Origin of the sequence: Streptomyces sp. NPDC005402 (assembly GCF_040606575.1) — a bacterium.
Lineage (GTDB): Bacteria > Actinomycetota > Actinomycetes > Streptomycetales > Streptomycetaceae > Streptomyces.
In genome coordinates this window covers 245460-253843 of sequence record NZ_JBEXFB010000007.1, presented here as the reverse complement: position 1 = coordinate 253843, position 8384 = coordinate 245460, and the positions used below count along the sequence as shown (strand labels likewise).

The following is an 8384-nucleotide window of genomic DNA, read 5'->3' as shown; positions in this document are numbered from 1 at the left end:
GGATGGACATGATGGAGTCGCCGCCGAGGGCGAAGAAGTCGTCGTCGACACCGGCGTCCTCGCGCCCGAGCACCTGCCGGAACAGCCCCACCAGCCGTACTTCCAGCGGGTTGTGTGCGGTGTCGGGAGCCAGGGCCTGGGCGAGGCGGGCGGGGGTGCGGTGTTCGAAGACGTGGCGGGCGGAGAACTTCAGTCCTGCCGCACGGGCGCGGCCCACGAGCTGGATGGACATGATGGAGTCGCCGCCGAGGGCGAAGAAGTCGTCGTCGACACCGGCGTCCTCGCGCCCGAGCACCTGCCGGAACAGCCCCACCAGCCGCTCCTCCGAGGCGCCGGAGGCTGCGCGGCCCGCGGTGCCGGTGGTGGCGGCGGGCTCGGGCAGGGCCGCCCGGTCCACCTTGCCGTTGGGAGTGAGCGGCAGCTCGTCGAGGAACACGAACGCGGCGGGCACCATGTACTCGGGCAGCGCCGCCCGCATCCGCGCCTCGACCTCGGCACTCTCCACGCCCTCGGCCACCAGGTAGCCGACCAGGCGGGGTTCGGCGGCGGTGCCGCGGACGGCCGCGGCGGCACGGCGGACGCCGGGCACGGCCTCGGCGGCCGCTTCCACCTCGCCCAGTTCGATCCGGAAGCCGCGCACCTTGACCTGGTCGTCCACCCGGCCGAGGTACTCGATCGTGCCGTCCGGGCGCCGCCGGGCGAGGTCGCCCGTGCGGTACATCCGGCTGCCCACCGGACCGAACGGGTCGGCCACGAACCGGTGCGAGGTCTGGCCGGGCAGCCCGAGGTACCCCCGGGCCAGCCCCTCACCGGCGAGATACAACTCGCCCCGCGCGCCCGGCCGTACGGGCCGCAGCCCGCTGTCGAGCAGCTGCACCCGGGCATACGGGAACGCACGGCCGACCGGGACCGGTCCGTCGGCGAGCGGCTCGCCCGGCTCGATCCGGAACTCCATGACGTTGACGGTCGCCTCGGTCGGGCCGTACGCGTTGATCACGGTCGCCCCGGGGTGGGCGGCCCGCCAGCCGGCGAGCATCTCACCGCGCAACGCCTCGCCGCCGAGCACCAGCGTCCCGGAGGGGGAGACCTCCTCGGGCAGCGTGTCCAGCAGCCTGAGATGGCTGGGCGTGCCCTTGAGGAAGGTGGGGCGCGCGGCACCGATCGCGTCCGGCAGCTCGGCCAGGTGCACCTGACCGCCCGTGACCAGCGGGGTGTACAGGCAGGTGACGGTGAGGTCGAACGACACCGAGGTGTGCGCGAGGGAGATCCCCGCCGCGTCCGGGTAGGCCTCGGCGGCCCGCGCCAGGTAGGCGCCCAGCGCCCGGTGCTCCACCACCACACCCTTGGGGCGGCCCGTCGAGCCCGAGGTGAAGATGACGTACGCGGCGTCCTGCGGGCGCGGCGTACGGCCCACCGCGTCGGCCTCCGCGGTGCCGGGCCGCACGGTGACCAGGCCCGCCGGCGCGAGGTCCGGGTCGGCGGTGACGGCCAGTGCAGGGGCACTGTCCTGAAGGATCACGGCGATGCGCTCGGCCGGGTAGGCAGGGTCCACCGGCACATAGGCGGCACCGGACTTGAGCACGCCGAGCAGCGCGACCATCAGGTCCACCGAGCGCGGCAGCAGCACCGCGACCAGGCGGCCGGGTCCGGCGCCGCGCTCGATCAGCTCGGCGGCCAGAGCGTTGGAGCGGCGGTCGAGCTGCCGGTAGGTGAGGCTCTCGCCGCCGGCGAGGACGGCCGGCGCGTCGGGGGTGCGGGCGGCCTGCGCGGCGAACAGTTCGGGCAGCGTCGCGGCCGAGGACGGGACCGCGGCGACGTCCGCCGACGCGCTCTCCTCGTTCCTGGCGACGCGGCCGAGCGGCGTCCCGGGCGCGGACCCGAAGGCGCGCAGGGTCGCGAGCAGCTCCGCGGCGGCGGCCCGCGCGGTCGCCTCGTCCACCAACTGCGGCTGGTGGCGCACCCGCAGCCGCATCCGCTCGCCGGGTTCGACGACGACACTGATGGCGAAGTGGCTGCCGTCGCGGACCCGGGCGTCGGCCAGTTCGAGCCCGGCCTCCCGGGCGGCAGCGGTGATCGCCGGCAGGTCGAGCGGGTAGTTCTCGAAGCTGAGCAGGGTGTCGAACAGCTCACCCATGCCGAGGGAGCGCTGGATGTCGCCGAGGGCGACATGGTGGTGGTCGAGCAGCGCGGCCTGTTCACGGCCGAGCCGTACGGCGAGGTCGCCCAGTCGCTCGCCCGCGTCGAGGCGGACCGACAGCGGCACGGTGTTGATGAACAGGCCCACCAGGTCGCCCGCGCCCGGCAGTTCGGCCGGGCGGCCGGCCACGGTGACACCGAACAGCGCCTCGTCGCGGCCGGTCAGGCCACGCAGCACGATCGCCCAGGCGGCCTGCACCAGCGTGTTCACGGTGACGCCGTACCGGCGGGCGACCGCGGCCAGGGCGGCCGTCTCCCGCTCGCTCAGCAGGTGCTCCTGGCGGACCGGCTCCAGGACCCGGGCGCCCTGTCCGGTGGCGACCCGCGAGGGCTCGGTCACCTCGGCGAGGGCTGCCCGCCACACCTCCAGGGACGCCTGCGGGTCGGTCCCGTCGAGCCAGGCGAGGTGGTCGCGGTAACGGGCCCGGTCCGCGTCGTCCCGTACCGCACCCGGGGCGCCGTACTCGGCGAACAGGTCGCGCGCCACGATCGGCAACGACCAGCCGTCCACCACGATGTGGTGCAACGTCAGAACCACCGAGCCGGTGCCGTCGGCGCGGCGCACCGCGGCTGCCCGCACCAGGGGCGGACGGGTCAGGTCGAAACGGGTGGCCCGGTCCTCGTCGAGCAGGGCGGCGAACCCGGCGTCGTCGGCGACGCACACCTCCCGTACCGGCACGCCCGGCGCCTCGTGCACCACCTGCACCGACCGCTGGTCCTCGGTCGTGCGGAACCCGGCGCGCAGCGCCTCATGCCGGGCGAGCACCCGGTCAAGGGCGGCGCCGAGCCGTCCCGCGTCCACCGGGGCGGCGAAGTCGAGGACGACCTGCAGGGTGTACGGGTCGGCGTCGGTGTCGTCGAAGGCGTGGTGGAACAGCAGGCCCTGCTGGTTCGGCGAGAGCGGCAGGACCTCCGCCACGCCGGGTTCGGCGATGAGCCGCTCGGCCTCCTCGGCGGAGACGGGCAGCGTGATCCGCCGGGGCGTGGCCGCCGGCTCGTACGTGGAGCACACCTCGGCGAGCGCGGCCACGGTGCGCCGCTCGAACATGTCGCGGAAGCCGAAGGACACCCCGCGGGCACGGGCCCGGCTGAGCAGCCGGAAGCCGAGGATGCTGTCACCGCCGAGCGCGAAGAAGTCCTCGTCGACGCCGACCGACTCCAGGCCGAGGACCTCCGCGAAGAGCTCGCACAACAGCTCCTGGAGCGGTGTCTCGGGGCCCCGCACGGCCGTACCGGCGATCACCGGGACGGGCAGCGCACGCCGGTCGACGTCGCCTCCGGGGGCCGGGGGCAGGGTGTCCAGGGTGACGAGGACGGACGGCACCATGTAGTCGGGCAGTTGTGCGGCGACAGCGTCCCGCAGCGCCCTCGGGTCGACGGTGGCGCCCCGGCGGGGCACCACGTAGCCGACGAGGCGGCGCTCGCCGGGGATGTCCTCGCGGACCACGGCCGCCGCCCGCACCACGTCGGGGTGGGCCGCGAGCGCGGCCTCGACCTCGGCCGGGTCGAACCGGAAGCCGCGCAGCTCGGACAGATCGCCCCGGTCCGCACCGGCGACGTGCTCACGGTCGGCCACCAGCTCGCCGACCAGGGTGCCGGGCGCGTCCGCGAACCGGGCGAGGGTGTCGGTGAACCGGTCGAGCAGCCTCTGTGCGGCCACCGGCTCGAACAGGTGTGGCCGGCACACGAGCCGGGCTGCCAGCCGCTCGCCGGGGACGGCGGTGAGGGTGAGCGGATAGTGGTTGACGTCCGTGACGTCGACGGCGCCCGCCACCAGGCCGCTCCCGCGGGCGACGGCGTCCAGCGCGGCGCGGTCCACGGGATAGTTCTGGAAGGCGACCACGGTGTCGAAGAGACCGGAGACACCGGCCGCCCGCTGCACCTCGACGAGCGGCAGGTACTGATGGGCGAGCAGGTCGGCCTGGTCGTCCTGGACGGACCGGGCCAGCTCGGCGAGGGTGCGGCCCGAGCCGGGACGGGCGCGCAGCGGCACGGTGTTGACGAAGAGCCCGGCCATCTCGGCCACACCCGGCAGCTCGGCGGGGCGGCCGGCCACGGTGATGCCGAACACCACGTCGTCCCGGCCGGTCAGCTCACGCAGCGCGACCGACCAGGCCGCCTGCACCAGGCTGTTGACGGTGACACCCAGCGCGCGGGCGGACTGCTCCAGGCGCGTGGTGGTCGCGGCGTCCAGGGCACTGTCCAGGCGTACGGCGTCGGTGGCGCCGTCGGTGGCGCCGTCCGTGACACCCACCAGGGTCGGGTGGACTCCGGCAAGCGCCTCGCCCCAGACGGCGGCGGAACGCTCCTGGTCGTGCCCGGCCAGCCAGCCGAGGTGGTCTCGGTAGGGCCGGGGCCCGGGGCCCATGTCCTCGCCCGCGTACGCCCGCAGTGTCTCGCCGAGCAGGATCGGCACCGACCAGCCGTCCAGGACGAGGTGGTGGCAGGTCACCATGAACCGGTACCCGTCGTCGAGCCGCAGCAGGGCCGCGCGCAGCAGCGGCGCGGACCTGACGTCGAAGGGCTCACCGGCCTCGGCGCGCAGCACCGCGTCGAGTTCGTCCGCGCGGCCGCGCAGGTCGTGCACCCGCCACGGCACGGCGGCCCGGCGCCGCACCACGAGCACCGGCCGGGCGACCTCCTCGTGGGCGACCGACGAACGTAGCACGGGATGGCGGGAGACCACGGTGTCCAGGGCGGCGCGCAGCCGCTCGGCGTCCACGTCCCCGCTCAGGTCCATACCGATGTGCACGGTGTAGACGGCACCGTCCTGTCCGGCGGTGAGGCTGTGCACCAGCAGGCCGTCCTGCAACGGCGTCAGCGGCAGCACCTCCTCCACCTCGGGGTCGGCGAACAGCGCGGCCAGTTCGGCCTCCGGCAACGGCGCGGGCGGCGCGGACACGGGCGTCGGACCGGCGGCCGGGTCGCCGAGCGTGCAGGAGGGGGCGAGACGGGCCACGGTCCGGGCGCGGAACAGGTCGCGGATCACCACCGTGACGCCCTCGCGGGCGGCACGGGAGACCACGCGGGTGGCGGACAGGGAGGTGCCGCCGAGCGTGAAGAAGTCGTCGTCGACGGTGACGGAGTCCAGGCCGAGCACCTCGGCGTACAGGCCGCACAGCCGCCTCTCCAGCTCGGTGCGCGGGGCCCGCCCGTCGGGCAGCGAGACCCGCACCGGGGCGGGCAGGGCCCGTCTGTCCAGCTTGCCGTTGGGGGTCAGCGGCAGCGCGTCCAGGACCACCACGGCGCTGGGGACCATGTACTCGGGCAGCCGCTCGGCGAGATGGGCGCGCAGGGCCGCGGAGTCGCCTTCCGGGGAGACGATGTAGGCCACGAGGCGTTTGTCGCCGGGCCGGTCCTCGCGCATCAGCACGGCGGCCCGCTCCACCGGCGCGTGTGCGAGCAACGCGGCCTCGATGTCGCCGAGTTCGATCCGGAACCCGCGCACCTTGACCTGGTGGTCCAGGCGGGACAGGAAGGTGAGGGAGCCGTTCGGCTCGACCCGCACCAGGTCGCCGGTGCGGTAGATACGGCCGGGACCGTACGGGTTGGCGACGAACCGCTCGGCGGTCAGGTCCGGCCGGCCGCGATAGCCGCGGGCCACGCCGTCGCCGGCGATGTACAGCTCGCCGCTGTAGCCGGCCGGCACCGGGCGCAGCGCCGAATCGAGCACGTACACCTGGGTGTTGAGGATCGGGGCGCCCAGCGACACCGGACCGCCGTCCCCTTCGACCGGTGCGGTCATCGACCAGACGGTGGTCTCGGTGGGGCCGTACATGTTGGTGACGCTCGCGGCGTGCTCGGTCAGCAGACCGGCCAGGGACTGCGGCAGCGCCTCGCCGCCGGTCAGCACGCGCACGTCGGCGAAGACCTCGGGGCGGGTCTCGACCAGTGGCTGCCACAGGCTGGGGGTGGCCTGCATGACGGTGACGGCCTCGCGCTCGACGATCGCCCTGAGGGCGTCCGGGTCGAGCACCTCGTCCCGGCTCGCGAGCACCACACGGGCGCCGGCGAGCAGCGGCTGGAAGATCTCCAGGACGGCGATGTCGAAACTCACGGTGGTCACCGCGAGCAACCGGTCCTCCGGCCCGACCGGCACCGCACGGGCCATCGCGGTCAGGAAGTTGTCCATCGCGAACCGCTCCAGGGTCACGCCCTTGGGGCGGCCGGTGGAGCCGGAGGTGTAGATGACGTACGCGGTGGAGCGGGGGTCCTGCGGACGGCCGAGCGGGTTAGCGTCCCCGGCCGACCAGTCGACCGAGTCGAGCAGCAGGGCGGGCAGGCCGGCGGGGACCTCGGTGCCGGAGACGGTGACGAGCAGCTCGGGGCCCGCGTCCGCGAGGACCATCGCCCGGCGGTCGGCGGGGTGTTCGGGGTCGACGGGCAGGTAGGCGCCACCGGTCTTGAGCACGGCGAGCAGGGTCACGACCAGGCCGGCGGTGCGCGGCAGCGCCACGCCGACGAGCCGCTCGGGGCCGACCCCGTGCGCGGCCAGCCGGTGGGCGAGCCGGTTGGCGCGGGCGTCCAGCTCGGCGTAGGTGAGCGTCTCGTCGGCGCACAGCGCCACGGCGTCGGGGGTGGCGGCGGCCTGCCGCTCGAACAGCTCGACGAGGCCGCCGGGGATTTCGCCCGCGGTGTCGTTGGGGGCGTGCAGCAGCCGGTCGGCGCTCGCGGCGTCGAGCAGCTCGGCACGGCCGACGGGGGCGTCGGGGGCGGCGGCGAGCGAGCCGAGCAGGGTGAGGAACCGCTCCTGGTGGGCGTGGAGGTCGGCCGCGGAGTAGAGCTCCGGGTTGGCCGCGAACTCCAGGCGTACGTCACCGTCGGCGGGGTCGCCGTAGGTGGCCAGCGCCAGGTCGGCGACCGGGCCGTTGGACAGCTGGCGGGGGGTGGCGAGGACCTCGCCGAAGCGGACCCGGGCGTCGAACGACATGGCGTTGACGGCGGTGCCGAACAGGGCGCCGTCGGTGCCGGTGAGGTCGCGGGCCTGGTGCAGTTCCTCGCGGCGGAACCGCTGCGCGCGCAGCAGGGCGCCCAGTTCGGTGCGGACCGTGCCGACCAGATCGGCGAAGGTGGTGTCCGGGGTGACGGTGACGCGCAGCGGCAGGTCGTTGGCGAGCATCGACGGGGTGGCCAGGGCGGCCGGGGTGCGTCGGGCGGCCACCGGGATGCCGAGGACCACGTCGTCGACGGAGAGCATCCGGTGGTGGTACACGGCGGTGGCGGCGGCGATCACGGCCGGCCAGTGCCCGACCGCGGTGAGCGCGCCGGTCAGCTCGCCCGGCAGGTCGGTGTGGCGGCGCAGGGCGCGGGGAGCGGCGCCGGCCGCGCCGTCGGCGAGGGTCTGGCGCTCCTCGGCCCCGGCGAGACGAGTGAGGAGGAAGTCACGGTCGCTCGCGTGGTGCGGGGAGTCGCGGTAGGCGCGCTCCTCGGCCACGAGTTCGTCGAGCCCCCGGCGGCGAGCCGGGGCGGGCTCCGCACCGGCGGCCAGGGCGGTGTACACGCGGGCCAGGCGGTCCAGGTAGCGGGTCTGCCCGAAGCCGTCGAGGACGATGTGGTGGTAGCGCAGGTAGAAGAAGTGCCGCTCGTCCGAGAGAACCAGCAGGGCGTGCCGGAACAGGGGACCGGCTTCGAGGTCGGGCACGGTGGCGAGATCCCGGTCCATCCAGGCGTGCGCGGCGGCCTCCGGGTCGGCCTCGCCCCGCAGGTCCACCAGGTCCACCGCGGCGTCCACTTCGCCCCGCACGATCTGGAACACCTCGCCGTCGTCCCCGAACCGGGACCGCAGCGTGTCGGCCTCGGCCACCGCGCGGACGACGGAGCGGCGCAGCACCTCGATGTCGAGGGGAACGGAGTCGAAGTGGACGGCGCACTGGTAGAGCGGGCTCTCCGGTTCCAACCGCTGAGCCACCCACACGCCGAGTTGAGCGGCGGTGACCGGCAGGCGGACATCGTCTCGAACCTCGGAAAGTGCCAACCGACTCACGCTCCCAGAACGGTGTACCAGTGCGGACCACAGCGGAGGCGTCGGCCCGGTGACGGCGTGACGCTCCGAGCGGAGGATTCCGGCACCGCCTATCTCGCCCCTATAGGTGGCGGCCCTCCGTCAGGGAGCCCGGGTGCTCCGGGCGCGGCACAGCGGGGCCGTCGACGGCGGGCCGGGGCGGCCTGGAGCCGGTCGGTGAGGTGTC

Annotated in this window: 1 protein-coding gene; it reads right to left on the bottom strand. The window is 74.9% G+C overall.

Annotated elements, in window-relative coordinates; genetic code table 11:
- The coding region (locus tag ABZT02_RS16285; protein ID WP_356018432.1) for an amino acid adenylation domain-containing protein at positions 1–8170 on the bottom strand (8170 nt) is incomplete at its 3' end.
- Positions 8171–8384 lie beyond the last annotated feature (214 nt).